Genomic DNA, 25,979 nt, shown 5'->3' with positions numbered 1-25,979 from the left:
ACACGGGAGGAAACCGGCACGGCGTTGGTGGGCATGAGTGCGTCGGTGTCAGACGCCGAGCGACCTGACAAAAGCCTGATGATGCGGGCATTCCGGCGGATCGCAGCTTGAGCGTAGCAGCTCCGCCAGCGGGCGCTTAACGCCCGGGAACGGCATCCTCAGGAGCTCTGCAGCAATGGCTATCAGCGTTTTCGACCTGTTCAAAATCGGCATCGGCCCGTCCAGTTCCCACACCGTCGGCCCGATGCGCGCCGCCGCCCTGTTTGTCGAAGCGCTGCGCGACCGGCACCTGCTGGAGCAGGTACGGCGTATAGAAGTGCAACTGTTCGGCTCACTGTCGGCTACCGGTATCGGCCACGGCAGCGACAACGCAGTGATCATGGGCCTGATGGGCGAATGGCCGGACGCAATCGACCCGTCGCAGATCGGCCCGCGCATTCAGGCGCTGCGCGAAACTCACACGCTGTTATTGGATGGTCGTCTGTCGGTGCCGTTTGTCTGGGCCCGCGACATGCGCCTGATCGACGAAAACCTGCCGTTCCATCCCAACGCCATGACTCTGGTTGCCGAAGGCGATCACGGCGAGATTCATCGCGACACCTACTATTCGGTCGGTGGCGGTTTTGTCGTGGATCAGGCGCAGGCATCCAGCGGTGTGGTCGACCTGGATCGCACCAAATTGCCTTACGACTTTTCCAGCGCGGTGGAACTGCTGCAGCTGTGCCAAAAGAACAACCTGCGTGTCGCCGAACTGATGATGGCCAACGAAAAGGTCTGGCGCAGCGAAGAGGAAATCCGTGCCGGGCTGATGAAGCTGTGGCGGGCGATGCAGGATTGCGTCGAGCAGGGCCTCAAGCACGAAGGCATCCTTCCCGGCGGTCTCAATGTGCGCCGGCGCGCGGCCAAGTTGCATCGCAGCCTGCAGGAGTTGAACAAGCCCAACGTGATCGGCTCGACCCTCAGTGCCATGGAGTGGGTCAACCTGTTTGCCCTCGCGGTCAATGAAGAAAACGCTGCCGGCGGGCGCATGGTCACGGCGCCGACCAATGGCGCGGCGGGGATCATCCCGGCGGTGTTGCACTACTTTATGAAGTTCAGCGAAGCGGTCACCGACGCCAATGTGGTCGATTACTTCCTGGGCGCGGCGGCGGTGGGGATTCTGTGCAAGAAGAACGCCTCGATCTCCGGTGCCGAAGTCGGCTGCCAGGGCGAGGTTGGTTCGGCCTGCGCGATGGCGGCGGCGGGACTGTCGGAGATCCTCGGTGCCACTCCGGAGCAATTGTGCAACGCGGCGGAAATCGGTCTTGAACATAACCTTGGCCTGACCTGCGATCCGGTCGGCGGCCTGGTGCAGGTGCCGTGCATCGAGCGCAACGCAATTGCCGCTGTGAAGGCGATCAACGCAGCGCAGATGGCCCTGCGTGGCGATGGTCAGCACTTCATCTCGCTGGACCGGGTGATCCGCACCATGCGTGATACCGGCGCCGATATGCATGACAAATATAAAGAGACCTCGCGGGGTGGTTTGGCGGTCAGCGCGGTTGAGTGCTGAGACCGTGTCGCTCCCATCGCGAGCAGGCTCACTCCTACACTTGGAATGCGTTCCCCTGTAGGAGTGAGCCTGCTCGCGATAGCGCCAGACCAGTCAAAACTGCGCGCTAAGTGAACACAACAAAACAATCACGCCACCTTTTAGCGCGTCGCAATCAGATAAGAGCTTTTCCCACTCGCAGTGCGCCATTCGCACTCCCTGCCGTCCGTCACCCGTGCTTGCGGTGACACTCTGAAACAACTGCGCGCAAGCCCGTTCCCACAAGTGCTACCGATCTGCTCACAGGCAGCGGGGCAGGGCCCTCGGCGCCGCTGATGGCACTTCGAAACACCGTGCGTCCGACGTCTTGAATAGACACGTCGCGACGTCGTTTTCAGGAGTTATTGAACAGCCATTCAATTTTAGGCATGGCAATTGCTCTGTCATAACAAAGCCCGTCTCCCACGCGAGAACGCCGGCAATAACAAGAGCCTCCGCCTGAGGCCATCACCCGCTTTGTGTGAGGAGATACCGCGATGACGTCGTTCAACTCCGGGGCCCAACCCCAGAACCGTGCGCCTCAATCCATCGGCTTTCTGCTGCTGGACAATTTCACGCTGATTTCTCTGGCCTCCGCAGTCGAGCCCCTGCGAATGGCCAACCAATTGTCCGGTCGTGAGCTGTATCGCTGGAGCACCCTGACCGTCGATGGCGGTCAGGTGTGGGCCAGTGACGGTCTGCAAATCACCCCTGATGCCTCCATGCACAAAGCCCCGCCCCTGGACACCGTGATCGTCTGCGGCGGGATCGGCATTCAACGCACCGTGACCCGTGAACACGTGTCATGGCTGCAGAGCCAGGCGCGTCAGTCCAAGCGTCTGGGCGCGGTGTGCACCGGCAGCTGGGCTTTGGCTTGCGCCGGTCTGCTCGACGGCTTCGATTGCAGCGTGCACTGGGAATGTCTGGCGGCGATGCAGGAAGCTTTCCCGCGTGTGGCGATGAGCACTCGCCTGTTCACCCTCGACCGTAACCGTTTCACCAGCTCCGGCGGCACCGCGCCATTGGACATGATGCTGCACCTGATCAGCCGCGATCATGGGCGTGAGCTGTCCGCCGCGATCTCGGAAATGTTCGTCTACGAACGCATCCGCAACGAGCAGGATCATCAGCGCGTGCCGCTCAAGCACATGCTCGGCACCAACCAGCCGAAACTGCAGGAAATCGTTGCGCTGATGGAAGCCAATCTGGAAGAGCCGATCGACCTCGACGAACTGGCGGTGTACGTCGCCGTGTCGCGTCGACAGCTGGAGCGGCTGTTCCAGAAATACCTGCACTGCTCGCCGTCGCGCTACTACTTGAAGCTGCGCCTGATCCGCGCGCGGCAGTTGCTCAAGCAAACGCCGATGTCGATCATCGAAGTGGCGTCGGTGTGTGGTTTCGTCTCGACGCCGCACTTCTCCAAGTGCTACCGCGAATACTTCGGCATTCCGCCGCGTGACGAACGCGTAGGCTCCAACACCACCCAGCAAGTGGCGATGCTGCCGCTGCCGCAGGCGATCGTGATGTCGCCGCTGTCGGGACCGATGTCGGCGTTGAGTCAGGCGCGTAATGAGTCGACGTTTGCCAGCGTAAGGCTGTAGACCGAGTCATCGTTCTTCGCGAGCAGGCTCGCTCCCACCTGGAATGCATTTCAAATGTGGGAGCGAGCCTGCTCGCGAATGGATTTATCAGGCGCTATGGCTTTGCTGGTAATCCGCCAACGCCGGCAACAACTGTTTGTCGATCGCCTGGCGCACCGCAGGCTGGATACTGGCGCCGCTGGTGTACATGTCCTTGACCATCTTGCGCAATTCAAACGCGCGAACATTGTCCAGACCACGCACCGCACACTCACAGGCCTGCTCGGCGGTCGAACCGCTCGGCACTTGAAAACCCAATGCCTTGAGCTGGCCCAACAAGTCTTCCTGATCGATCAAATCGGCATACATCATGGCGCGCTTCCTTCTTCGGCAACGGAGGTCGTGACTCGATTCTGGTGGGCATGTGGAGGCACGGCAAGGGCGATTTGTCGCAGTGGCCGCGACGGCTATGAACAGGTCGTTTTCGGCTAACTCAGTGCCAAGGGGAGTCGGCACACTGACCTCAGCTCGCTACAGACGGTTTGGTCACCCTCGACTGGCAGCTCCTCAACAGTACCCTCTGCCCCGATCCTGTCACGGCTTGTATCGGGGCTTTTTTTGCCCGTGAATCCGGGAGCGGTGTGTGGTTGGCTCTGACGCCTTCGCGAGCAGGCTCGCTCCCACATTTGAAATGCATTCCAGTGTGGGAGCGAGCCTGCTCGCGAAGAACGATGACGCGGTTTACCGTTGCAACACCAGAATCCGCGACAACAACTCATCCCGATCGATGTAGCAACCCTGGAAATGCCGCGCCCCGGTCGCTGGATCAAACGCATTGCGCGCATGCAGCGTGCGGCGGTTATCGAAGCACCACAGCTCCCCCGGATTGAGTCGCTGCATCAGCCGAAATCGTGGCTCGCGGGTCATCGCAATCAAGCGCCGATAGGCCCGGTACAGCAGCGGCATCTGCTCCACCGATGTATCGAATGCGCCGCGCAAAAAGTTCGCCATGCGAATCTCCGCAACTCGGCCCAGCGCATCCAGCGCAATGATCGGCGCCAGGCAACGATAGTCGCTGTGGCGGTCCTTGTTGCGAAACTCCACGGGGATTTCGCACAGCGCCTGGAACAGCTCCGGTGCTTCCTGACGCAACGCGTCGGCAATCGCAAAACCATCGACGAAAATACTCTCGCCACCCTCGGCATCATTCACCAGGCAATGCAGAAATTGCAGACCCGGTTGCAGTTCGCGAGTCGGCAAGTCGGTGTGCAACGGCAGGTTGAAAGCGGTGTAGGCGTTGCTGTCGGCATCGGCCTTGGACTGCACGTTGAACAGCACGCCGAAGTTGCTCTCGCGGATGAACGAAATGCGCTGCGCGATCAGCTTCAGCGAACCCGGCTCGGTGGGCACGCCGCGCACCTGAGTCAGGCCGATGTCGCGTACCGCGATCAGCCATTGCAGCAGCGCGCCGTTGTCGTTTATCAGCGCTGAATATTCGAATACCGGTAGCTGCAAATCGCTGCGCCACAGGTAAGCCTTGGGTTTGGCGGCCAGACGTTCGGCGCGGGACTCGTCGTCATAGGCGTGCGCACGCAGCCAGCCCGGATCGAAGCGACTGCGATGGCCGTCCTGCCAGTCGATCTGCAGACAGCCGTCGCTGTCGATGTGCGCGTTGGCGGGGACGAGATCCGGCGCGGCATCGACGATCTCGAATACCTGCTCACGGGTGACGGTGTAGACGCACTGCTCGCACGGGCAGTTATCTCGCAACCAGACGTGATGGAACGGGCTGACGCGGCCGTCGGCCCAGGCAATCGACACGCGATCCGCCAGGTTCTGCACGCCGCTCAGCGCGCTGATCAACGGATAAGTACGGAAATCGGCAACAGCGGCAGCGGTGTGCATGGCGGCTCCTTGCGTGGGAGGGATTAACGGGCGGGTGGCAGAGCGATGACACGGCCGATGTAAGCCGGGGCGGGCAGATCGACTTGCTCGGCGGCAATGGCTTGCAGGCGGCTCAAGGTGTCCGGGGTGAACGGCGCGGAACGTGGGCCGGCGAGATCGACGTGCAACAGCATCTGCTCGTTACCGGCCAGTTCCTTGTCGTCGCCGGCCAGGTGCAGGCTGTGATAGAGGTGCAGGCGTTTGCTGTCGTGACCGATGATCTGCGTGCGCACCTCGACCTCGGCGTCGAGCTTCACTTCGTGCAGGTAATTCAGGTGCAGTTCCAGGGTGAACAGCGAGTGGCCGCTGGCTTCGCGGTTGTTGCTGTCCATGCCGAGACGGTCCATCAGCGCGTCGGTGGCGTAGCTGAAGATCAGCAGGTAGAAGGCGTCGCGTAGGTGGCCGTTGTAGTCGACCCAGTCGGGGATGATGGTGGTTTGGTAGGTGGTGAGAGTGGGCATGGTTTCAGATCCAACATTAATAGTGACTGGGCTGCCGTCTTCGCGAGCAAGCCCGCTCCCACATTGGAATGCGGTCACCTGTGGGAGCAGGCTTGCTCGCGAAGGGGCCGGAACTGCTGAGCAAGGATTACTCGCTGAAACTCATCCCGTGCTTTTCCTTGGTGGTCTTCACCGCCTCCAGCACCGCCAGCAGGCAGTCATCACGATAGCGCTCCAGCGCCGAAATGCTGTGGCGGCCGAGCTGGTCGCTGGTGCCATCGACCACATCGTCGATCAGCTTGTCGGTCAGTTCCGGTGCCGGCAGATAAGTCCACGGCAACTGCAACGCGGGGCCGAACTGCGACATGAAGTGACGCATCCCCGCGTCACCGCCGGCCAGCGTATAGGTCAGGAACGTGCCCATGAACGACCAGCGCAGCCCGGCGCCAAAACGGATCGCGTCGTCGATCTCGCCAGTGGTCGCCACCCCGTCGTTGACCAGGTGCAGCGCCTCGCGCCACAGCGCTTCGAGCAGACGGTCAGCGATGAATCCCGGCACTTCCTTGCGCACATGCAGCGGGCGCATGCCGAGGGATTCGTAGACTTTCATCGCCGCTTGCACGGCCTCGGGCGCGGTGTTCTTGCCGCCGACCACTTCCACCAGCGGCAGCAGGTAAACCGGGTTGAACGGGTGCCCGACCACGCAGCGTTCAGGGTGGGTCGAGCTCTCGTAGAACTCGCTCGGCAACAGGCCGGAAGTGCTCGATCCGATCAAGGCATCAGGCTTGGCCGCTGCGCTGATTTTGCTGTGCAGATCGAGTTTCAGCTCGATGCGTTCCGGGGCACTTTCCTGAATGAAATCGGCATCGCGCACGCATTCTTCGATGGTCGCGACAAAACGCAGACGATCCTGCGAAGCACCGGGCGCCAGACCGTTTTTCTCCAGCGCACCCCAGGCATTCGCCACGCGTTTGCGCAGCGCAGCTTCAGCGCCGGGCGCCGGGTCCCAGGCCACCACGTCGAGGCCATGGGCGAGGGCACGCGCGACCCAGCCGCTGCCGATGACACCGCTGCCGAGGGCGGCGAAGGTTTTGATGTCGGTGATAAAGCTCATGGTGATTTCCTGAATTTGGCACAAAAAACTGTGGGAGCGGGCTTGCTCGCGAAGAGGCCGGTACATCCGACGCATCTTTATGGGCAGAGCCAGCGCCTTCGCGAGCAAGCCCGCTCCCACAGGGGGAAATGAGTGCTGGGTCAGCCGCGCTGGGTCAGGCCCATCTTCTTGCGGCCCTCAGCCGGGGTCAGTACGCGAGCGCCGAGGCGGCTGAGGATCTCGCTGGCGCGTTCGACCAGTTGACCGTTGGTTGCCAGCACCCCCTTGTCCAGCCACAGGTTGTCTTCCAGGCCGACCCGCACGTTGCCGCCGAGCAGCACCGCTTGCGCGGCCATTGGCATCTGCATGCGGCCGATGCCGAACCCTGCCCACACCGCATCGGCAGGCAGGTTGTCGACCATGGCTTTCATGGTGGTGGTGTCGGCCGGCGCGCCCCACGGGATGCCCAGGCACAGCTGGAACAGCGGGTTGTCGAGCAAACCTTCCTTGATCATCTGCTTGGCAAACCACAGGTGGCCGGTGTCGAAAATCTCCAGTTCGGCCTTCACCCCCAGCTCGGTGATGCGCTTGGCGCCGGCGCGCAGTTGCGCCGGGGTCGAGACATAAATGGTGTCGCCGTCGCCGAAGTTCAGCGTGCCGCAATCGAGGGTGCAGATTTCCGGCAGCAACTCTTCAACGTGGGCCAGACGGGTCAGCGGGCCGACCAGGTCGGTGTTCGGGCCGAACTCCATCGGGTGCTCGCCAGCGCCGATTTCGAGGTCGCCGCCCATGCCGGCGGTGAGGTTGACGATGATGTCGACGTCGGCCTCACGGATGCGCTCCATCACTTCGCGATACAGCGCCACGTCACGGCTGAACTTGCCGGTCTGCGGGTCGCGCACATGGCAATGGACGACGGTGGCGCCGGCCTTGGCCGCTTCCACCGCAGCCGCGGCGATCTGTTTCGGGGTGACCGGCACGTGGGGGCTCTTGGCGGTCGTGTCGCCAGCACCGGTAAGTGCGCAGGTGATGATGACGTCGTGGTTCATGGTGCGGTTTCCTTCAGGCGTGATGGGTCTGTTCGCAGCCTTTTCTCGGGCTGCGAAGCGTGTGTTCGGGCTTGGGTTATTTGCTGGTCAGTTGCAGGTTTTCAGCGGCCGGTTTGCCGTCGAAGGTGGTTACACCTTCCAGCCAGCGCTGTTTGTCTTCGGGGTGATCCTTGAGCCATTGCTTGGCCGATTCGAAGGCGTCCTTGTGATCGAGCAGTGGCTGCATCATCCGGCTCTCGTCTTCGGCGGTGAACGTCAGGTTGCTCAGCAGGCGACCGATGTTCGGGCACTGTTCGGCGTATTTCGGCGCGGTGACAGTCCACACCGTGGCCATGCCTTCGTTCGGGCCGAGGGCGTCCTCGCTGCCAGTGAGGTAAGTCATCTTGACGTTGACGTTCATCGGGTGCGGCGCCCAGCCGAAGAACACCACGGCCTCTTTGCGGCGCACGGCGCGGTCGACGGCGGCGAGCATCCCGGCTTCGCTGGACTCGACCAGCTGGAATTTGCCGAGGCCGAACTGGTTCTTGGCGATCATCGCCTTGATCTGCGTGTTGGCGCCCGAACCCGGTTCGATCCCGTAGATCTTGCCGCCCAGTTCCTTTTCGAACTTGGCAATGTCGGCAAAAGTCTTCAGACCCTTGTCGGCCAGATAGGTCGGCACGGCGAGGGTCGCGCGGGCATCCTTCAGGTTCGGTGCTTCCAGGACTTTGACCTGGTTGGCGTCGACGAACGGGGTGATGGTCTGGGTCATCAGCGGGTTCCAGTAACCGAGGAACAGGTCCAGACGCTGATCGCGGATCCCGGCGAAGATGATTTGCTGGGACGCGCTGGTTTGTTTGGTGCTGTAGCCGAGGCCGTCGAGCAGGACCTGGGTCATGGCACTGGTGGCGATCACGTCGGTCCAGTTGACGACGCCCATGCGCACGTTCTGGCACGAGGCGGGTTCGGCTGCCATGACGCTGGCGCTCAAGAAAGCGGTACCGCTGAGTGCAAGAACACAGCTGCTGATCAGTCGTTTCATGTCGGGTTCCTCGGCAGGTCGTTTATTGTGAGTTCCGGCATCTGGCGTGCCGGTGATGCCAAGTTACGCAGCAACGGCCCCGTGAAAGCGCACTGCGGCGACTGGCATTTGCACTGTAGCGACCTGTGCGCTTGAACGCTGACGACAATCGGCGTATCAACGATCCACGCTACCCGCTAACCGAGTGCGCACATGTCCCAGGATTTCTACTTTCTGCTGATGCCGGGGTTTTCCGCCATCGGCTTTATCTCCGCGATCGAACCGCTGCGGGTAGCCAACCGTTTTCGTGGCGAGCTGTACCGCTGGCACGTGCTCAGCGCCGATGGCGGGGCGGTGCTGGCGAGCAACGGCATGTCGGTCAACGCCGACGCGGCGCTGGAGCCGCTGAAGAAAGGTGCGACGCTGTTAGTGGTGGCCGGATTCGAACCGCTGAAGTTCGCCACGCCAACCCTTGAGCACTGGCTGCGCCGCCTGGACAACGAAGGCGTGACCCTCGGTGCCATCGACACCGGCAGTTTCGTCCTCGCCGAAGCCGGCCTGCTCGACGGCCATCGCCTGACCTTGCACTGGGAGGCCATCGATGCGTTCAAGGAATCTTATCCACAGCTCAGCGTCACCCAGGAACTGTTCGAGATCGACCGCCGGCGCATCACCTCGGCGGGCGGCACGGCGTCTATCGATCTGATGCTTGATCTGATCGCCCAGGCCCATGGCCCGCAACTGGCGATTCAGGTCAGCGAGCAGTTTGTGCTGGGGCGGATTCGTCCGCGCAAGGACCACCAGCGCATGGAAGTCGCCACGCGCTACGGCATCAACAACAAGAAGTTGGTGCAAGTGATTGGCGAGATGGAACAACACAGCGAACCACCGCTGACCACGCTGCAACTGGCGGAATCGATCAAGGTGACACGGCGGCAACTGGAGCGCCTGTTTCGGCTGCATCTGAACGACACACCGAGCAATTTCTATCTGCGGTTGCGCCTGGAAAAGGCCCGACAGTTATTGCGCCAGACTGATATGAGCGTGCTCGAAGTCAGCATCGCCTGCGGCTTTGAATCGCCCTCGTACTTCACCCGTAGCTACCGCGCGAAGTTCGCCCGCTGTCCCCGTGAAGACCGGCGTACCGCCCAAGCCTGAATGGATGCACACAAAACCAATGTGGGAGCGGGCTTGCTCGCGAAAGCGGAGTGTCAGTCGAAACTTGAGTTGACTGATCCACCGCATTCGCGAGCAAGCCCGCTCCCACATTTTTGATCTTCAGTGTCTGAAGAAAAGGTTACTTCTTCACCAACGCCGAACACGCCGCTTTATAAGCCTCATGCTGATACTTGTTCAGCGTCCCCGGCAGCTCGAAATTGTGCTTCTTGGCCTGGGCATTGATCGTCTGCGGCGACAACAACGTCACCTCACACCCGTCCAGCAACTGAAACACACCCTCGATCTTGAACGTGGTCGGACCACCGGCAAACTCACCCTTCTTGCTGCGCTTCTTGATCGCAATCCGGTCAATCGAATGCTCGCGCACAAACGAAGCAACCTGCGCCGCGAAGCGTTTGACGTTAGCCGCCTCGTCATCATCGTCGAGGGCGATTTTCTTGGTGTTGAGCGCCACATGGCTTAGCGTTGCCCCGTCAAGGGAGGCCACGGCGATGATCGCTTCGCTGCCTTTGATTTCGATGCCGCAGATGTTCATGGGAATTCCTTTGAATGAAGAGGGCAGCCTACAACTCAAGCTGATTGGCCGTGATGCCGAACGCCGCTGCAATTTTCTCGCGGGTTGCCTTGCGTGGCTTCGCTACTGTTTCCTGTTGAGCGAACGCCGGCTGGGAAATTCCCAGACGTTTCGCCACTTCTTCCTGAGTCAGGTTCAGGTGTTCGCGCCAGGCACGGATCGGTGTCGCCCCGTCGACCATGCGACTGACCACCTCATGCGGGATCAGATCGGGCTGCAATTTCTGCGCAACGTATTGAGCGTAGGGAATGACTACGAAGGCCGGGTTGCCTTCGGCATCGTTGATGATTTGGATGTCGACAGATTGAGTCATGGCACTGGAAATATAAGTCTTTTATAAGATTTTCGAATCTTTACTTATATTTTCCAGTCGGCCAATCAACAACGTTTGTCGGCATGTTGCCGAAATTCCAGGATCACTCCTGCCCGATCGACTCCAAAAACTCCGACCGTTCGTCACTCATCCGTGCCACGCAGTCATTCTGCGCAATCTTGAACGCCTTGCTGCCTTCGGTGGCCGGGAATGCTTCCACCGCGCAATCCGCATCCCGCGTCTTCAGCCACTGCTGCTGAGCCGTCTTCAGTTTGGCGGTGATGTCGGCCAGTTGCGCGGCGTTTTTGCCATAGGTGGTCTGCATGCGCTCGTTGAGGCTGGCGTAGTTGTCCTTGAGCAGGTCTTCGGCGGTGCTGCGGCTGTAGGTCGAGCACTCCAGGGTCTGGACGTCGTTTTCCACCGCGTCGCACGGGTTGTTGTCGGTCTCTTCGGCGGCGTGTACGCCGGTCGCCATCAGTGCCAAAGCCAGGAAGATCGATTTCATGGTTGTCGCCGCTCTAATCCAGTGGTGTATCCAAGATGCGCCAGATTCTGGCTCAAGCTGGCGGGCTTGAACAGGTAGCTGATCGGGACGCCTGGCGACCCTTTGTCGCGGATTGACGCTTTCGGCAATTCCCCTGTCGTTTTTGCACCCGGTCGCCCCGGCACCGAGGCATATGCTGGCCCCAAAGCGCCGGCAGACGATTCGGCGCATGAATCGCCAATAAGGGGACGCCTGATGAGCCCAGCCGAATTACACGCCGACAGCATCGTTATCGACGGTCTGATCATTGCCAAATGGAACCGCGAGCTGTTCGAAGACATGCGCAAGGGCGGTCTGACGGCGGCCAACTGCACTGTGTCGGTGTGGGAAGGCTTTCAGGCGACCGTGAACAATATTGCCGCCAGCCAGAAGCTGATCCGCGAAAACAGTGACCTGGTGATGCCGGTGCGCACCACCGCCGACATCCGTCGCGCCAAGGAGCAGGGCAAGACCGGCATCCTTTTCGGCTTCCAGAATGCCCACGCGTTTGAAGACCAGATCGGCTATGTCGAGGTGTTCAAGCAGCTCGGCGTCGGCATCGTGCAGATGTGCTACAACACCCAGAACCTGGTCGGCACCGGTTGCTACGAGCGTGACGGCGGCCTGTCGGGCTTCGGCCGCGAAATCGTCGCCGAGATGAACCGCGTCGGCGTCATGTGCGACCTGTCCCACGTCGGCTCCAAGACGTCCGAAGAAGTCATCCTCGAATCGAAAAAACCGGTCTGCTATTCCCACTGCCTGCCGTCGGGTCTGAAAGAGCACCCACGCAACAAGTCCGATGCTGAACTGAAGTTCATTGCTGACCACGGCGGTTTTGTCGGCGTGACCATGTTTGCACCATTCCTCGCCAAGGGCATCGATTCGACCATCGACGATTACGCCGAAGCCATCGAATACACCATGAACATCGTCGGCGAAGACGCCATCGGCATCGGCACCGACTTCACCCAGGGGCACGGCCAGGACTTCTTCGAATACCTGACCCACGACAAGGGCTACGCCCGTCGTCTGACCAGCTTCGGCAAGATCATCAACCCGCTGGGCATCCGCACTGTCGGCGAGTTCCCGAACCTGACCGAAACCCTGCTCAAGCGCGGCCACTCCGAGCGTGTGGTGCGCAAGATCATGGGCGAGAACTGGGTGAACGTCCTCAAAGACGTCTGGGGCGAATGAATAACTCTGGAGCCTACTCCGCTCGCCGATAGCTGCGTCAGGTCCTCGCGCCAAACTCGCCGTACGTCCCGTACTGTCTCGCTTGTCGCTCCGGTCCTTCCTTGCTCTCGACGTGCTCGCTACGGCTCCAAAGTCATTCATACGGCTTGTTTATAAGAGCAAAGCAAAAGCTTCGCTCGGCACCAACCACGAATTTTTCTGGAGTTAAGTTTCCATGGCCAAGATCGCCCCGCAATTGCCAATCGAAGTCGACAGCGAGACCGGTGTCTGGACCTCCGACGCCCTGCCGATGCTCTACGTGCCGCGTCACTTCTTCGTCAACAACCACATGGGCATCGAGGAAGTGCTGGGCGCTGAAGCCTATGCCGAAATCCTCTACAAGGCCGGCTACAAGTCCGCCTGGCACTGGTGCGAAAAAGAAGCCGAGTGCCACGGCCTGGAAGGCGTCGCGGTGTTCGAGCACTACATGAAGCGTCTGTCGCAACGCGGCTGGGGCCTGTTCAAGATTCAGGACATCGATCTCGACAAAGGCACCGCCAGCGTCAAGCTCGAACACTCCGCGTTCGTCTACGTCTACGGCAAGGTTGGGCGCAAGGTTGACTACATGTTCACCGGCTGGTTTGCCGGCGCCATGGACCAGATCCTCGCCGCTCGCGGCAGCAAGATTCGTACGGTTGCCGAGCAAGTCTACGGTGGCTCCGAAGAAGGCCACGACGACGGCCTGTTCACCGTCAAGCCGTTGTAAGTCGAGGAACCCGCCATGGCTTTCGAAGCAATGTTCCAGCCGATCCAGATCGGCAAACTGACCATCCGCAACCGCGTGCTCAGCACCGCGCACGCCGAGGTCTACGCGACCGACGGTGGCATGACCACCGAGCGCTACGTCAAATACTACGAAGAGAAAGCCAAGGGCGGCATTGGCCTGGCGATCTGCGGCGGTTCGTCGGTGGTCGCCATCGACAGTCCGCAGCAATGGTGGAGTTCGGTCAACCTGTCCACCGACCGGATCATCCCGCACTTCCAGAACCTGGCCGACGCCATGCACAAGCATGGCGCCAAGATCATGATCCAGATTACCCACATGGGCCGACGCTCGCGTTGGGATGGTTTCCACTGGCCGACCCTGATGTCGCCGTCGGGTATCCGTGAACCGGTGCACCGTGCGACCTGCAAGACCATCGAGCCGGAAGAGATCTGGCGGGTGATCGGCAACTACGCCCAGGCGGCGCGCCGTGCCAAGGCCGGTGGTCTGGACGGCGTCGAGCTGTCCGCCGTGCACCAGCACATGATCGACCAGTTCTGGAGCCCGCGCGTCAACAAGCGTACCGACGAATGGGGTGGCAGCTTCGAAGGCCGGATGAAATTCGGCCTGGAAGTGCTGAAAGCCGTGCGCGCCGAGGTCGGTGACGATTTCTGCGTGGGCATGCGTATCTGCGGTGACGAGTTCCACCCGGACGGTCTCTCCCACGAGGACATGAAGCAGATCGCCAAGTATTACGACGACACCGGCATGCTCGATTTCATCGGCGTCGTCGGCTCGGGTTGCGACACCCACAACACCCTGGCCAACGTGATTCCGAACATGAGTTATCCGCCGGAGCCGTTCCTGCACCTGGCGGCCGGAATCAAGGAAGTGGTCAAGGTGCCGGTGCTGCACGCACAGAACATCAAAGACCCGAACCAGGCCACGCGCATCCTTGAAGGCGGTTACGTCGACATGGTCGGCATGACCCGCGCGCACATCGCCGACCCGCACCTGATCGCCAAGATCAAGATGGGCCAGATCGACCAGATCAAACAGTGCGTCGGCGCCAACTACTGCATCGATCGTCAGTATCAAGGTCTGGACGTGCTGTGCATCCAGAACGCCGCGACGTCCCGTGAATACATGGGCGTGCCGCACATCATCGAAAAGTCCACAGGCGTCAAACGCAAAGTGGTGATCGTTGGTGCCGGCCCGGCCGGGATGGAAGCAGCACGCGTCTCTGCCGAGCGTGGCCACGACGTGACCCTGTTCGAGAAGAAAGAATTCATCGGCGGGCAGATCACTACCGCGTCGAAAGCACCGCAACGTGACCAGATCGCCGGCATCACCCGCTGGTTCCAGCTGGAGCTGGCGCGGCTGAAAGTCGACCTGCGTCTGGGCACTGCGGCCGATGCGGCAACCATTATGGATCTGCGTCCGGACGTGGTGGTGCTGGCAGTCGGTGGGCATCCATTCCTTGAGCAGAACGAACACTGGGGCGCCGCCGAAGGGTTGGTGGTCAGCAGCTGGGACGTGCTCGACGGCAAGGTGGCGCCGGGTAAGAACGTGCTGGTCTACGACACCATTTGCGAGTTCACCGGGATGTCGGTCGCCGACTTCCTCGCTGACAAGGGCAGCCAGGTCGAGATCGTCACCGACGACATCAAACCGGGCGTGGCCATCGGCGGTACGTCGTTCCCGACCTACTACCGCAGCATGTACCCGAAAGAAGTGATCATGACCGGCGACATGATGCTGGAAAAGGTCTACCGCGAAGGCGACAAGCTGGTGGCGGTGCTGGAGAACGAATACACCGGCGCCAAAGAGGAGCGGGTGGTCGATCAGGTGGTGGTGGAGAACGGCGTGCGTCCGGATGAGGAAATCTACTACGCGCTCAAGGAAGGCTCGCGCAACAAGGGCCAGATCGACGTGGAAGCGCTGTTCGCGATCCAGCCGCAACCATCGTTGAGCAGCACCGGTGACGGCTACTTGCTGTTCCGCATCGGCGACTGCGTGGCGCAGCGTAATACCCATGCTGCCATTTATGACGCGTTGCGGTTGTGCAAAGACTTCTAAGGACTTGCACATGACCCCTGTGGGAGCGGGCTTGCTCGCGAATGCATTCTGTCAGTTGTGCATGAGCTGACTGATCCAGCGCTTTCGCGAGCAAGCCCGCTCCCACAGTAATGCAGACCGTGTTTCTCCAGGCTGTACTGGTGGGAGCTTCACCATGTTGAACACCCTTCTTCCAATCCTGTTGTTCGCAGCCCTGGCCCTTGCGGTGCTGGGTGCGTTGCGGCGGGTGGCCATGTGGCGTCGGGGCCGGGCCTCGAAGGTCGATCTGCTCGGCGGCCTGTTGGCCATGCCCAAGCGTTACATGGTCGACTTGCACCACGTGGTGGCGCGGGACAAATACATCGCCAACACCCACGTCGCCACGGCCGGTGGTGCGGTAGCGTCGATCGTGCTGGCGATTCTGGTGCACGGTTTCGGCCTGCATAACCGCATCCTCGGCTATGCGCTGCTGTTGATGACGGCGGTGATGTTCGTCGGTGCGCTCTTCGTTTATCGGCGCCGGCTCAATCCGCCGGCACGGTTGTCGAAAGGCCCGTGGATGCGCCTGCCGAAAAGCCTGCTGGCTTTCTCCGCCTCGTTCTTCCTGGTGACCCTGCCGGTGGCCGGAATTCTCCCGGAGAACTTCGGCGGCTGGCTGCTGGCGGCGATTCTCGGGCTCGGCGTTTTGTGGGGCGTGTCGGAATTGTTCTTCGGCATGACCTGGGGCGGGCCGATGAAGCACGCCTTCGCCGGCGCCCTGCACCTGGCCTGGCACCGCCGCGCCGAGCGCTTTGGCGGCGGTCGTTCCACCGGTTTGAAACCGCTGGATCTGAATGATCCAAGCGCGCCGCTCGGCGTGGAAAAACCCAAGGATTTCACCTGGAACCAGTTGCTCGGTTTTGACGCCTGCGTGCAGTGCGGCAAGTGCGAAGCGGCGTGCCCGGCCTTCGCTGCCGGCCAGCCGCTGAACCCGAAAAAGCTGATTCAGGACATGGTCGTCGGCCTCGCTGGCGGCACTGACGCGAAGTTTGCCGGTAGCCCTTATCCGGGCAAGCCAATCGGTGAGCACAGCGGCAATCCGCATCAACCTATCGTCAATGGTCTGGTCGATGCCGAAACCCTGTGGTCGTGCACCACCTGCCGCGCCTGCGTCGAGGAGTGCCCGATGATGATCGAGCACGTCGACGCCATCGTCGACATGCGCCGCCACCTGACGCTGGAAAAAGGCGCGACCCCGAACAAGGGCGCCGAAGTCCTGGAAAACCTGATCGCCACTGACAACCCCGGCGGTTTCGCTCCGGGCGGGCGGATGAACTGGGCGGCGGATCTGAACCTCAATCTGCTTAGCGAAAAGAAATCCACCGACGTGCTGTTCTGGGTCGGCGACGGCGCCTTCGACATGCGCAACCAGCGCACCCTGCGCGCGTTTGTCAAAGTGCTGAAAGCGGCGAAAATCGACTTCGCCGTACTCGGTCTCGAAGAGCGTGACAGCGGCGACGTAGCACGGCGTCTCGGTGACGAAGCGACCTTCCAGTTGCTCGCCAAACGCAATATCCAGACCCTGGCCAAATACAGCTTCAACCGCATCGTCACCTGCGATCCGCACAGTTTTCATGTGTTGAAAAACGAGTACGGCGCGTTCGACGGCAACTACCTGGTGCAGCACCACAGCACCTACATGGCGGAAATCATTCAGGCCGGTGCGCTGAACCTCGGTCAGCACAAAGGCAACAGCGTGACCTACCACGATCCGTGCTACCTCGGTCGCTACAACGGCGAATACGAGGCGCCGCGTGAGGTGCTGCGCGCCCTCGGCATCGAGGTCAAAGAGATGCAACGTTCCGGCTTCCGTTCGCGCTGCTGCGGCGGCGGTGGCGGTGCGCCGATCACCGACATTCCCGGCAAGCAGCGGATCCCCGACATGCGCATGGATGACATCCGCGAGACCGGCGCCGAGCTGGTAGCAGTAGGTTGTCCACAGTGCACGGCGATGCTCGAGGGCGTGGTCGAACCGCGTCCGCTGATCAAGGACATCGCCGAACTAGTGGCCGACGCGCTGCTCGAAGACGCCGCGCCGAACAAGCCGACTGCACCGGCCAAACGTGAACCTGCGGAGGCCCACTGATGAGCGACATTATCCGCCGCGACCCGCGCGCCGAATGGATTGCGCGTAACCGCCTGCACCCGTTGCACGCGGCGATGCAACCGGCGCAACACAGCTGGATGGGCCCCAATGGTGTCATCCGCAAGAATCTGCACGGCATCGGCTTCATCGGCCCCAACGGCATCAAACGGATCGACCGCAGTGGCGCGCAACAGGGCGGGGCGGTCAAGCGCTCGGCCACGGTTGAAGTGCAGTTGCCGCTGCATCAGGTACCGGCCCCGGCGTTTTACATCAGCGTGGTGCCGGACATGGTTGGCGGTCGCCTGAGCAGCCACGACCGTGACCTGTTGGGCCTGGCTCATCAACTGGCCGGCAACGACGGTGCGGTGCTGGCGGTGGTGTTTGGCGATCACAAAGAGAGCGCCTTCGCCACGGCCGGCGTCGATCGCTTGCTGGTACTGGAGGGTGACCAATTCAGCGGTTATGCACCGGAGCAACGGGTGCAGGGCTTGCGGGCTGTGGATAACCAGTTCAACCCGCGTCACTGGCTGCTGCCGGACAGCCGCAGCGGTGGCGGTGAACTCGGTCGGCGTTTTGCCGCGGCACTGGGCGAACGCCCGGCAACGCGGGTCTGGCAAGTCAAGGATCAGGAATGCATCGGTCGCGCTGGCGCGGGCCTGCAAGACCTGGCGCGACCGGTCGCACGCTTGATTCTGGCCGCAGCCGAATGCGCAGAACCGGTCAGCGAAACCCGTCATGAGGCACTGCCGGTGGAGTTATCCACAACGGTGGCGCGCAGCCTGTCGCGGATCGAGGATCTTGGCGCGGTCGCGGTGGACCCGGCGGCGATTCCGATGGCCGAAGCCGAGTTCCTTTTCTCCGGCGGCAACGGGGTCAAGGACTGGGCGCTGTTCCACCAGACCGCTGCGGCGCTCGGCGCCACCGAAGGCGCCTCGCGGGTCGCGGTAGACGATGGCTTCATGGCCCGTGATCGGCAGGTCGGTGCGTCCGGCACTTGGGTCACCGCGCGGGTTTACGTGGCTGTGGGTATCTCCGGGGCGATCCAGCACCTGCAGGGCATCGGTGCCTGTGACAAGGTGGTGGCGATCAACCTCGACCCCGGTTGCGACATGATCAAACGCGCCGACCTGTCGGTGATTGGCGAGAGCGCGGAAATTCTTCAGGCGTTGATCGCGGCGGTAGCGGCTTACCGCAACGAAGCCAAGCGCGATGCGGCTTAAGGAACGGGTTATGAGCACAAAGATCATCAGTCTGGTTTCCATCGGTGCCCATCCGACCTCGGGCCGGCCACGCCGCGCCGAACAGGACGCGCGCGCTGTAGAACTGGGCCTGCAACTGGCTGGGGATAACCTGCAAGTGCTGCATGCCGGGGATGTCGCGGAACCGGCACTGCGCGCCTATCTGGGCATGGGCCTGGAACAGCTGCATGTGCTGGAACAACCTGCTGGCGCCGACGCCTTGCCGGCGCTGACCGCGTATCTGCGCGATGCCGGCGCCCAGGTAGTGCTGACCGGCAGTCAGGCGGAAACCGGCGAAGGCTCGGGCATGTTGCCGTTTTTGCTGGCCGAAGGGCTGGGCTGGCCGCTGGTGGTGGGATTGGCGCAGGTCGAGTCGATCAATGATGGTTCGGCGCTGGTGCTGCAAGCCTTGCCCCGTGGGCAGCGGCGGCGGTTGAAGGTGAAGCTGCCATTTCTGGCGACTGTGGATAACGCCGCGCCCAAACCTCGGCAGAGTGCCTACGGTCCGGCGCGACGCGGGGTGTTGAATGCCGAAGACGTTGAGGTGCTCGACGATGAACTGCTGGCCGTCTCCACACTGCAACCGGCCAAGCCACGGCCGAAACGTTTGAAGGTGATCAAGGCCAAGAGCGGTGCGGACCGCATGAAAGCTGCCACCGCCAAGGCCAGTGGCGGCGGTGGACAAGTGCTTAAAGGCGTCACCGCGCAGGCCGGCGCTGAAGCGATCCTCAAACTCCTGATTGAAGAAGGCGTCGTTCGCTAACCACGATCCTCCAGACACTGAACACCCCCTGTGGGAGCGGGCTTGCTCGCGAAAGCGTCGTTTCAGCTGCATCAAAGTTGAATGGCCCACCGCTTTCGCGAGCAAGCCCGCTCCCACATTGGTCAAGGGGGCAGGAGATCTCAGTGTGTTTACCCACAATCCCTGTTGGCGGATCTGTGGATAATGTGTTCGCCCATCCCTGTACCCCACGCCAATCAAGCCCTCCAGCCCCCAGCTCAAAAAACAACCAGCCTAAGTCACGGTTTTACCGGGCTTTTTCTCCTGAATAACTTCAAGAGTTGCCCCCAATCTCTGTTGGCGCTTCTGTGGACAAGATGTTCGCTGTCCGCTGCAAGCCATATAAAACGTGGCCTGTATAGGATTGATCAATAATTGATCGATTAAGCTTTTATAGCTGATAATCCCCGTGTAAACCGCGATTTCACACAGCCCTCAGCGCTTTTCCACAGCCGCCGCGAAGTTACCCCCGAACTCTGTTGGTGCTTCTGTGGATAACGTGTTCGCCATCCTCTACAAGCCATGAAAAACGTGGCTTACAAAGGCTTGATCAAAAAATAGCCAATGTGTCTGGCAAACCATCATTCTGGATAAGTCACGATTTTTCTTCACAAATCAGCGAGTTATTTTTCCAGTCATCCACAGTTACCCCCAATTGCTGTGGGCGGTTATGTGGATAACTTGTTTGCCAAACCCTGCAGGCCCCGTCGGGCATAGTCCAAACAGCAATTGATCAGATTTCATACAGTTCTAAACCGTTGCCTTGACTTCGATTCCTGCGCTGTCTTCACTGCAATGGCACAAGGACAGCCGTCACTTATCCACATCAGGTTCTGGGAGAACGCATGATGGATAGCCGCCCACACCGCCATCCCCCCTCGCCACGCAAGCGCACGTTACGTCGTGCGGCCAATCAACGCGCTCGTCTGTAGCGACCTCCTGCTTTAACCGCTGTGCTGTCGCCGGGCTCGCCCCGGAGGCCAGGTGCCCGTTCGCCCATTGATTGCAGGCAACCGCAGAGTTGCCCCATCTGCCTGAGAGAGGAACACCCTCATGACACGCATCGCAACGCCCATCAGCGAGATCAAGGAACACTACGACGTGATCGTCATCGGCTCCGGTTATGGCGGCGGCATTGCTGCGTCGCGCCTGTCCCGGGCCGGCAAGCAGGTGTGCCTGCTCGAACGCGGGCGGGAAATGCAGCCCGGTGAATACCCCAACACCATGATCGCCGCGACCGAAGAGTTGCAGGTGCATGACCCGGACGGCCACATTGGCTCGCGCACCGGATTGTTCGACCTGCATGTGAACGCCCAGCAGAACGTGGTGGTCGGCTGCGGCCTCGGCGGTACATCGCTGATCAACGCCAACGTTGCCCTGGAGCCGGAACCCGGGGTGTTCGAGGATCCACGCTGGCCGCAGGCGGTACGCGATCATCGCGATACGCTGCTCAAGGACGGTTACGCCCGTGCCCGGGAAATGCTCAAGCCCAATCCGTATCCGAACAGCGCGCCGAACCTGCCCAAGCTCGACGCCAACAAAAAATCGGCGGACTACCTCAAGCAGGGCGCGCATTTTTACAAGCCGCCGATCAACGTGACCTTCGACAAGCTGCCGAACAACCTCAACCACGTCGGCGTCGAGCAACTGCCGTGCAACCAGTGCGGCGACTGCGTCTCGGGCTGTAACAACAAGGCCAAGAACACCACGCTGATGAACTATCTTCCGGATGCCTGGAACCATGGCGCGGAGATTTTCTGCCAGGCCGAGGTGCGCCATCTGGAGCGCGACGGCGATGGCTGGATCGTGCACTTCCAGTACCTCGACAGCGGGCGCGAGAAATTCGACGCGCCGACGCTGTTCGTGAAGGCCGATATCGTCGTGGTCTCCGCCGGCACCCTCGGCTCTACCGAAATTCTGCTGCGTTCGCGGGACAAGGGTCTGGTGATGTCCGGTCAGCTCGGCGAGAACATGAGCGGCAACGGTGACATTCTCGGCTTCGGCCACAACTGCGAGCAGACCATCAACGGCATCGGCTTCGGCGCGCACTCGGCCAAGGAACTGCACCCGGTCGGCCCGTGCATCACCTCGGTCATCGACATGCGCACCGAAGGTGACTGGCGCAGCCGCATGGTCATCGAGGAAGGCTCGATCCCTGGCGCCCTCGGCCGGCCGATGGTGCCGGCGATGGCCGGGTTTGCCGAGATGATCGGCGTGGCCACCGACGACAGTTTCAGCGGCAAGCTCGGCTACAAGGAACGCGAGGCCGAGAGCTTCCTGCGTGGCCCGTATTACGGCGCGCTGCACAACATGCAGACCTACCTGATCATGAGCCACGACAGCGGCCAGGGTCGGATGATTCTCGACAACAAGGACCAGTTGCGCATCGACTGGCCGGGTGTCGGCGAGCAGGAAAACTTCAAGCTCGGCAACCAACGTTTGTACCAGAGCACCAAGGCACTGGGCGGGGTCTGGGTCGAGAACCCGATCTGGACCCAACTGCTCAAGCACAGCATCGTCTCGGTGCATCCGCTGGGCGGTTGCGTGATGGGCGACGATGCCGCGCAAGGCGTGGTCAATCACAAGGGCCAGGTGTTCAGCGGCGCCAACGGCACTGATGTCTACGCCAGCCTCTACGTGACTGACGGCGCGGTGATCCCGACCTCGCTGGCGGTCAATCCGCTGCTGACCATCTCCGCCGTGAGCGAGCGCAACATGGGCCTGCTCGCCGCTGACCGTGGTTGGCAGATCGACTACACGCTGCCGTCGGCACCGCGCAAACAGGTGGCACCACCGACTCTCGGCGTGCAGTTCACCGAAACCATGAAAGGCTATTTCTCCCGCGCCTTCACCGCCGCGCAAAGCACCGATCTGAAAGTCTACGAGGCGGCGGCCAAACGCGGCGAGGCAGATAATTCGCCGATCGACTTTACCCTGACCATCACCGCCAACGACCTCAACCGGATGATCAAGGAACCGGAGCACGCCGCGACCATTGTCGGTACGGTCAATGCCCCGGCGCTGTCGCCGCAACCGCTGACCGCCAGCAACGGCGTGTTCAATCTGTTCGAACAATTCGAGCAGCAGGTCGACACACGGCACATGAAATACGACATGAAACTGACCGCCGAGGACGGCAACGACTATTTCTTCAGCGCCTTCAAAACCGTGCCGGAAGACAACGGCGTGCTCAACATCTGGCACGACACCAGCACTCTGTACGTAACGCTGTATCGCGGACCGGACAAGTCGGGCGAGGTGATCGGCTCCGGGGTGATGCACATTCATCCGACCGATTTCGCCAAACAGATGACCACCATGAAAGTGCTCAACGCGCGCAACGAGCGCGAGCGCATCGAAGGCCTGGCGCGCTTCGGCAAGTTCTTCGCCGGAATTCTCTGGGAGAGTTACGGCGGGGTCTTCGCTGGCGATATCTACTTCAACCCCGACGCGCCGCCACGCCTGAAACGGCCACTGGATGCGCCGATCCCGGCGGTGCATTTCTTCCCCACCGAGGACGGCGTCGAGCTGCGCCTGACCCGTTATCAGGCCGGTAGCAAAGGCCCGGTGATGCTGGTGCATGGCCTGGGCGTCGGCTCGAATATCTTTTCCACCGACACCATCCAGACCAACCTGCTGGAGTACCTGTGCAAGCACGACTATGACGTGTGGCTGCTGGATTTCCGGGTGAGCATTCTGCTGCCGGCGAGCAAGAAAGAGTGGAATGGCGACCAGATCGCCCAGTACGACTTCAAGGCTGCCATTGCGCAAATTCAGCAGGAGACGCAGGCCAAAGACGTGCAGTGCGTGGTGCATTGCTACGGCGCGACGACATTCTTCATGTCGTTGCTGGCAGGGCTGCAGGGTGTGCGCTCGGTGGTCTGCTCGCAGATTGCCGCTGACACTGTGGTTGCCACGGCTACCGGGTTGAAGGCTGGTCTGCACTTGCCGGGCATGCTCGATGCCATCGGTATCAAATCGATGACGGCTTACGCCGACAGCAAGGAGAACTGGTTCAACCGCCTCTACGACAAGGCCCTCAACGGCTACGCGCGGATCGAGGCGCAGGGTTATTGCACCAACCCGGTGTGCCACCGCATCACCTTTATGTACGCCTCGCTGTATCGCCACGACACGCTCAATGAAACCCTGCACGACAACCTGCACGAGCTGTTCGGCGAGTCGAACATCGAGACCTTCGAGCACCTGGCGCTGATCGTGCGCAAAGGGCATCTGGTGGATTTCAAAGGCAACGATGTGTACATGCCGCACTTCGAGCGGCTGACAATGCCGATCTGCTTTATCAGCGGCGCGGAGAACCAGTGTTACCTGCCGGAAAGCACGCTCAAGACCTACCAGCGAGTCTGCGAAGTCCACGGGCCGGAGCGCTACAGCCGGCACGTAGTGCCGGGTTACGGCCACATCGACTGCATGTTCGGCAAGAACGCGGTGGTGGATGTGTATCCGATCATCCTTGAGCACCTGGAGAAAACGGCCCTCGGCTGATGAGGTTTTCCTGTGGCGAGGGAGCTTGCTCCCGCTGGGCTGCGAAGCGGCCCCAAAACCTGAGAGTGCGGTTTTCCTGAACCACCGCATCTGCCGGGTTTACGACGGCTTCGCCGCCGAGCGGGAGCAAGCTCCCTCGCCACAAAAGCTCATCACACAGAGGGACTCTCCTAAGGTCTGCACAAGGAAATGGATGATATGGACAGCTACATCCGCTGGTTTCAACGCTTCATCTGGATCGGCATTGCGATGAACATGGTGTTCGCGATCCCGGCGCTGTTCGCGCCGGGATTGCTGACATCGGTGGTCGGTCTGCCGCCGCAACTCTCCGACCCGTGGCTGGAAAACGCCGGGATGCTGCTGGTGGGCATCAGCGTGTTTTACATGCCGTCGGGCTTCAATGCGCCGCGCTATGTGGTGCATTCCTGGCTGTGCGTACTGACGCGGCTGATCGCCGTGGTGTTCTGGATTTACCTGATCAATACGAGCATTCAAGGCTCGGTGTTCGTGCCGATGCTGATGGGCGATCTGAGCTTCTTCCTGATCCTCGGCATTCTGCTGTACCTCGGTACCACGCCCGCGAACCGGCCATGGGCGCTGCTGTGCGATGGCTGGCGCGAGTTGCGCGCGGCCTGGGCGCGGCAATGGCAGAGCCATACCTTCAAGGTCGGTACCTTGGTCGTACTGGCGCTGCTCGGTTTCATCGGTTACCAGACCTGGTACCAGATGCTGCGGGTGGTGCCGGAGCAGGAGTACGCCTCCGACGAAGATCACTACAAATACGCCGCCATCGGTCTGGGCATCGAAGCGCGGATCCCGTATTACCTGTTCGCCGTGCTGCCGCAGATGTGCCCGGAAAAACTGCCCAAACCCGGCGGCTGGGAAGTGTTCGGCTTTCTTTATGAGAACGGCAAGGACCTGCCGATCGGCATGGCCAAGCGGCAGATCGGTTACCCGACCGTGGAACCGAACTGCGCGCTGTGTCACACCGGCTCCTACCGGGCCAATGCCAGCGACATTGCGGTCAACGTGCCGAGCGCGCCGGCCAACACCCTGCAACTGCAGGCCTTCCAGTGGTTCGCCTACGATTGCGCCAGCGACCCGAAATTCACCACCGACGCGGTGATGGCGGCGATCAACGGCAAATTCCAGCTGGGCTTTTTCGAGAAGCTCTACAACCGCTATCTGATCATCCCGATGGCGAAAAGCGCCTTGCTCAAGCAGAAGCAGGCCTACGCCTGGCAGAAGCTGCGTCCGCAACAGGGCCCGGGCCGCACCGACACCTTCAACCCGACGAAAATGGTGGTGTTCGGCTTCCCGGATGACTCGACCATCGGCACCGTCGATCTGCCGCAAGTGTGGAACCAGAAGCCGCGGGAATCGATGTACCTGCACTGGGACGGCAATAACAACAAGATCCACGAACGCAACTACGCCGCCGCGATGGCCGTGGGCGCGACCCCGGAATCGGTGCTGCCGCCGAGCTTCAACCGAGTGACCAACTGGCTGCTCGGGCACAAGGCGCCGGCGTGGCCATGGGCGCTGGATCAGGCGAAAGTCGCGCAAGGCAAGCCGATCTGGGATGCCAATTGCGCCGCGTGCCACGACTTCGGTCGCGCCGACACCGGGCAAGTCACCACCAATATCGATCAACTCGGCACCGATCCACATCGGCTGGACTCGTTCACCACCGGTCTGGTGACCGCGTTCCACACCTTCAAGAAACCGCCATTCGACTTCGGCGCGTATCGCAAGACCCAGAGCTACAGCAACACGCCGACTGACGGTATCTGGCTGCGCGCGCCGTACCTGCACAACGGTTCGGTGCCGACCCTGGGGGACCTGCTGCAACCGCCGGAAAAACGTCCGGTGGTGTTCATCACCGGCTCCGACGTCTACGACCCGGTCAACGTCGGTTTTGTCACCACGGGCGCTCAGGCCAAAGCCTCGGCGGATTTCAAATACGACACCCGACTGGAGGGCAACCACAACAGCGGTCACCTGTATGGCACCACGCTGTCGGACGACGACAAACGTGCGTTGATCGAATTCATGAAAACCCTGTGAGCC

At 61.3% G+C, this 25,979-nt stretch carries 20 protein-coding genes; 11 read left to right on the top strand and 9 right to left on the bottom strand.

The window, feature by feature from the left end:
* The first annotated feature begins 175 nt into the window (after window positions 1-175).
* Window positions 176-1,552 carry an L-serine ammonia-lyase gene (locus tag VLA07_RS25870; protein WP_333992384.1) on the top strand — a complete coding sequence of 459 codons (1,377 nt, stop codon included), beginning with the start codon at window positions 176-178 and terminating at the stop codon, window positions 1,550-1,552.
* Between the two features lie 515 nt (window positions 1,553-2,067).
* Entirely contained in the window at window positions 2,068-3,171 is a 1,104-nt protein-coding gene (locus tag VLA07_RS25865) for a GlxA family transcriptional regulator (protein ID WP_007949927.1), read from the top strand.
* 87 nt (window positions 3,172-3,258) lie between these two features.
* Here VLA07_RS25865 and VLA07_RS25860 read toward each other — a convergent pair whose 3' ends face one another.
* The 6 genes from VLA07_RS25860 to VLA07_RS25835 form a co-directional block, all read right to left on the bottom strand.
* Window positions 3,259-3,522 (bottom strand): hypothetical protein, encoded by a 264-nt coding sequence (locus VLA07_RS25860; protein ID WP_007962640.1) that lies wholly within the window; start codon window positions 3,520-3,522, stop codon window positions 3,259-3,261.
* Between the two features lie 369 nt (window positions 3,523-3,891).
* A complete protein-coding gene (locus tag VLA07_RS25855; protein WP_285373000.1) occupies window positions 3,892-5,055 on the bottom strand; it encodes a gamma-butyrobetaine dioxygenase in 1,164 nt (387 codons plus the stop codon).
* A 23-nt stretch (window positions 5,056-5,078) separates the two neighbouring features.
* Window positions 5,079-5,555 carry a thioesterase family protein gene (locus VLA07_RS25850; protein ID WP_103368835.1) on the bottom strand — a complete coding sequence of 159 codons (477 nt, stop codon included), beginning with the start codon at window positions 5,553-5,555 and terminating at the stop codon, window positions 5,079-5,081.
* Between the two features lie 127 nt (window positions 5,556-5,682).
* Window positions 5,683-6,648 (bottom strand): L-carnitine dehydrogenase, encoded by a 966-nt coding sequence (locus VLA07_RS25845; protein ID WP_027610644.1) that lies wholly within the window; start codon window positions 6,646-6,648, stop codon window positions 5,683-5,685.
* 140 nt (window positions 6,649-6,788) lie between these two features.
* Window positions 6,789-7,676, bottom strand: coding sequence for a 3-keto-5-aminohexanoate cleavage protein (locus tag VLA07_RS25840; protein WP_086793588.1), 888 nt, complete (start codon window positions 7,674-7,676; stop codon window positions 6,789-6,791).
* A gap of 76 nt (window positions 7,677-7,752) precedes the next feature.
* Window positions 7,753-8,697 carry a choline ABC transporter substrate-binding protein gene (locus tag VLA07_RS25835; RefSeq protein ID WP_247267328.1) on the bottom strand — a complete coding sequence of 315 codons (945 nt, stop codon included), beginning with the start codon at window positions 8,695-8,697 and terminating at the stop codon, window positions 7,753-7,755.
* 192 nt (window positions 8,698-8,889) lie between these two features.
* On the opposite strand from VLA07_RS25835, the gene VLA07_RS25830 reads away from it, so the two are divergent.
* Complete coding sequence (locus tag VLA07_RS25830; RefSeq protein WP_123454170.1) at window positions 8,890-9,834, top strand: GlxA family transcriptional regulator; 945 nt, start codon at window positions 8,890-8,892, stop codon at window positions 9,832-9,834.
* Between the two features lie 139 nt (window positions 9,835-9,973).
* On the opposite strand, the gene VLA07_RS25825 is transcribed toward VLA07_RS25830, so the two are convergent.
* From VLA07_RS25825 to VLA07_RS25815, 3 genes are all read right to left on the bottom strand, one after another.
* Complete coding sequence (locus tag VLA07_RS25825; RefSeq protein ID WP_064589572.1) at window positions 9,974-10,390, bottom strand: DUF3010 family protein; 417 nt, start codon at window positions 10,388-10,390, stop codon at window positions 9,974-9,976.
* A gap of 28 nt (window positions 10,391-10,418) precedes the next feature.
* Window positions 10,419-10,742 carry a helix-turn-helix domain-containing protein gene (locus VLA07_RS25820; RefSeq protein WP_047596501.1) on the bottom strand — a complete coding sequence of 108 codons (324 nt, stop codon included), beginning with the start codon at window positions 10,740-10,742 and terminating at the stop codon, window positions 10,419-10,421.
* Between the two features lie 103 nt (window positions 10,743-10,845).
* A complete protein-coding gene (locus VLA07_RS25815) occupies window positions 10,846-11,247 on the bottom strand; it encodes a lysozyme inhibitor LprI family protein (RefSeq protein WP_097089169.1) in 402 nt (133 codons plus the stop codon).
* A gap of 234 nt (window positions 11,248-11,481) precedes the next feature.
* Here VLA07_RS25815 and VLA07_RS25810 point away from each other — a divergent pair, with 234 nt between their 5' ends.
* The 8 genes from VLA07_RS25810 (at window position 11,482) to VLA07_RS25775 (ending at window position 25,976) form a co-directional block, all read left to right on the top strand.
* The gene (locus VLA07_RS25810) at window positions 11,482-12,459 is read left to right on the top strand and encodes a dipeptidase (RefSeq protein ID WP_007962626.1); all 978 of its coding nucleotides are present in this window, start codon (window positions 11,482-11,484) and stop codon (window positions 12,457-12,459) included.
* A gap of 214 nt (window positions 12,460-12,673) precedes the next feature.
* A complete protein-coding gene (locus VLA07_RS25805) occupies window positions 12,674-13,204 on the top strand; it encodes a DUF5943 domain-containing protein (protein WP_003228980.1) in 531 nt (176 codons plus the stop codon).
* 15 nt (window positions 13,205-13,219) lie between these two features.
* A complete protein-coding gene (dgcA, locus tag VLA07_RS25800) occupies window positions 13,220-15,280 on the top strand; it encodes a dimethylglycine demethylation protein DgcA (RefSeq protein WP_047596497.1) in 2,061 nt (686 codons plus the stop codon).
* 154 nt (window positions 15,281-15,434) lie between these two features.
* A complete protein-coding gene (dgcB, locus tag VLA07_RS25795) occupies window positions 15,435-17,384 on the top strand; it encodes a dimethylglycine demethylation protein DgcB (protein WP_096795709.1) in 1,950 nt (649 codons plus the stop codon).
* Entirely contained in the window at window positions 17,384-18,604 is a 1,221-nt protein-coding gene (etfA, locus tag VLA07_RS25790; protein ID WP_333992372.1) for an electron transfer flavoprotein subunit alpha, read from the top strand. The genes dgcB and etfA overlap by 1 nt, the downstream gene beginning before the upstream one ends.
* Window positions 18,605-18,614: 10 nt before the next feature.
* Window positions 18,615-19,385 (top strand): electron transfer flavoprotein subunit beta, encoded by a 771-nt coding sequence (gene etfB, locus VLA07_RS25785; RefSeq protein ID WP_134787509.1) that lies wholly within the window; start codon window positions 18,615-18,617, stop codon window positions 19,383-19,385.
* 1,071 nt (window positions 19,386-20,456) lie between these two features.
* On the top strand, window positions 20,457-23,909 hold the full coding sequence (locus tag VLA07_RS25780; RefSeq protein WP_333992369.1) for a GMC oxidoreductase: 3,453 nt from the start codon (window positions 20,457-20,459) through the stop codon (window positions 23,907-23,909).
* A 198-nt stretch (window positions 23,910-24,107) separates the two neighbouring features.
* The gene (locus VLA07_RS25775; protein ID WP_333992368.1) at window positions 24,108-25,976 is read left to right on the top strand and encodes a hypothetical protein; all 1,869 of its coding nucleotides are present in this window, start codon (window positions 24,108-24,110) and stop codon (window positions 25,974-25,976) included.
* Window positions 25,977-25,979: the final 3 nt, after the last annotated feature.

Origin of the sequence: Pseudomonas sp. S3(2024) (assembly GCF_036861315.1) — a bacterium.
GTDB lineage: Bacteria > Pseudomonadota > Gammaproteobacteria > Pseudomonadales > Pseudomonadaceae > Aquipseudomonas > Aquipseudomonas putida_A.
This window is presented reverse-complemented; position numbering and strand designations above follow the sequence as displayed.

Bases quoted from the DNA above. Each gene is read 5' to 3' on its own strand.
- VLA07_RS25840 (WP_086793588.1), bottom strand. From the start codon at position 7,676: ATGAACCACGACGTCATCATCACCTGCGCACTTACCGGTGCTGGCGAC.
- VLA07_RS25825 (WP_064589572.1), bottom strand. From the start codon at position 10,390: ATGAACATCTGCGGCATCGAAATCAAAGGCAGCGAAGCGATCATCGCC.
- VLA07_RS25805 (WP_003228980.1), top strand. From the start codon at position 12,674: ATGGCCAAGATCGCCCCGCAATTGCCAATCGAAGTCGACAGCGAGACC.
- VLA07_RS25835 (WP_247267328.1), bottom strand. From the start codon at position 8,697: ATGAAACGACTGATCAGCAGCTGTGTTCTTGCACTCAGCGGTACCGCT.
- VLA07_RS25815 (WP_097089169.1), bottom strand. From the start codon at position 11,247: ATGAAATCGATCTTCCTGGCTTTGGCACTGATGGCGACCGGCGTACAC.
- VLA07_RS25820 (WP_047596501.1), bottom strand. From the start codon at position 10,742: ATGACTCAATCTGTCGACATCCAAATCATCAACGATGCCGAAGGCAAC.
- VLA07_RS25865 (WP_007949927.1), top strand. From the start codon at position 2,068: ATGACGTCGTTCAACTCCGGGGCCCAACCCCAGAACCGTGCGCCTCAA.
- VLA07_RS25845 (WP_027610644.1), bottom strand. From the start codon at position 6,648: ATGAGCTTTATCACCGACATCAAAACCTTCGCCGCCCTCGGCAGCGGT.
- VLA07_RS25860 (WP_007962640.1), bottom strand. From the start codon at position 3,522: ATGATGTATGCCGATTTGATCGATCAGGAAGACTTGTTGGGCCAGCTC.
- VLA07_RS25810 (WP_007962626.1), top strand. From the start codon at position 11,482: ATGAGCCCAGCCGAATTACACGCCGACAGCATCGTTATCGACGGTCTG.
- etfA (WP_333992372.1), top strand. From the start codon at position 17,384: ATGAGCGACATTATCCGCCGCGACCCGCGCGCCGAATGGATTGCGCGT.
- dgcA (WP_047596497.1), top strand. From the start codon at position 13,220: ATGGCTTTCGAAGCAATGTTCCAGCCGATCCAGATCGGCAAACTGACC.
- dgcB (WP_096795709.1), top strand. From the start codon at position 15,435: ATGTTGAACACCCTTCTTCCAATCCTGTTGTTCGCAGCCCTGGCCCTT.
- VLA07_RS25780 (WP_333992369.1), top strand. From the start codon at position 20,457: ATGACACGCATCGCAACGCCCATCAGCGAGATCAAGGAACACTACGAC.
- VLA07_RS25855 (WP_285373000.1), bottom strand. From the start codon at position 5,055: ATGCACACCGCTGCCGCTGTTGCCGATTTCCGTACTTATCCGTTGATC.
- VLA07_RS25870 (WP_333992384.1), top strand. From the start codon at position 176: ATGGCTATCAGCGTTTTCGACCTGTTCAAAATCGGCATCGGCCCGTCC.
- etfB (WP_134787509.1), top strand. From the start codon at position 18,615: ATGAGCACAAAGATCATCAGTCTGGTTTCCATCGGTGCCCATCCGACC.
- VLA07_RS25775 (WP_333992368.1), top strand. From the start codon at position 24,108: ATGGACAGCTACATCCGCTGGTTTCAACGCTTCATCTGGATCGGCATT.
- VLA07_RS25850 (WP_103368835.1), bottom strand. From the start codon at position 5,555: ATGCCCACTCTCACCACCTACCAAACCACCATCATCCCCGACTGGGTC.
- VLA07_RS25830 (WP_123454170.1), top strand. From the start codon at position 8,890: ATGTCCCAGGATTTCTACTTTCTGCTGATGCCGGGGTTTTCCGCCATC.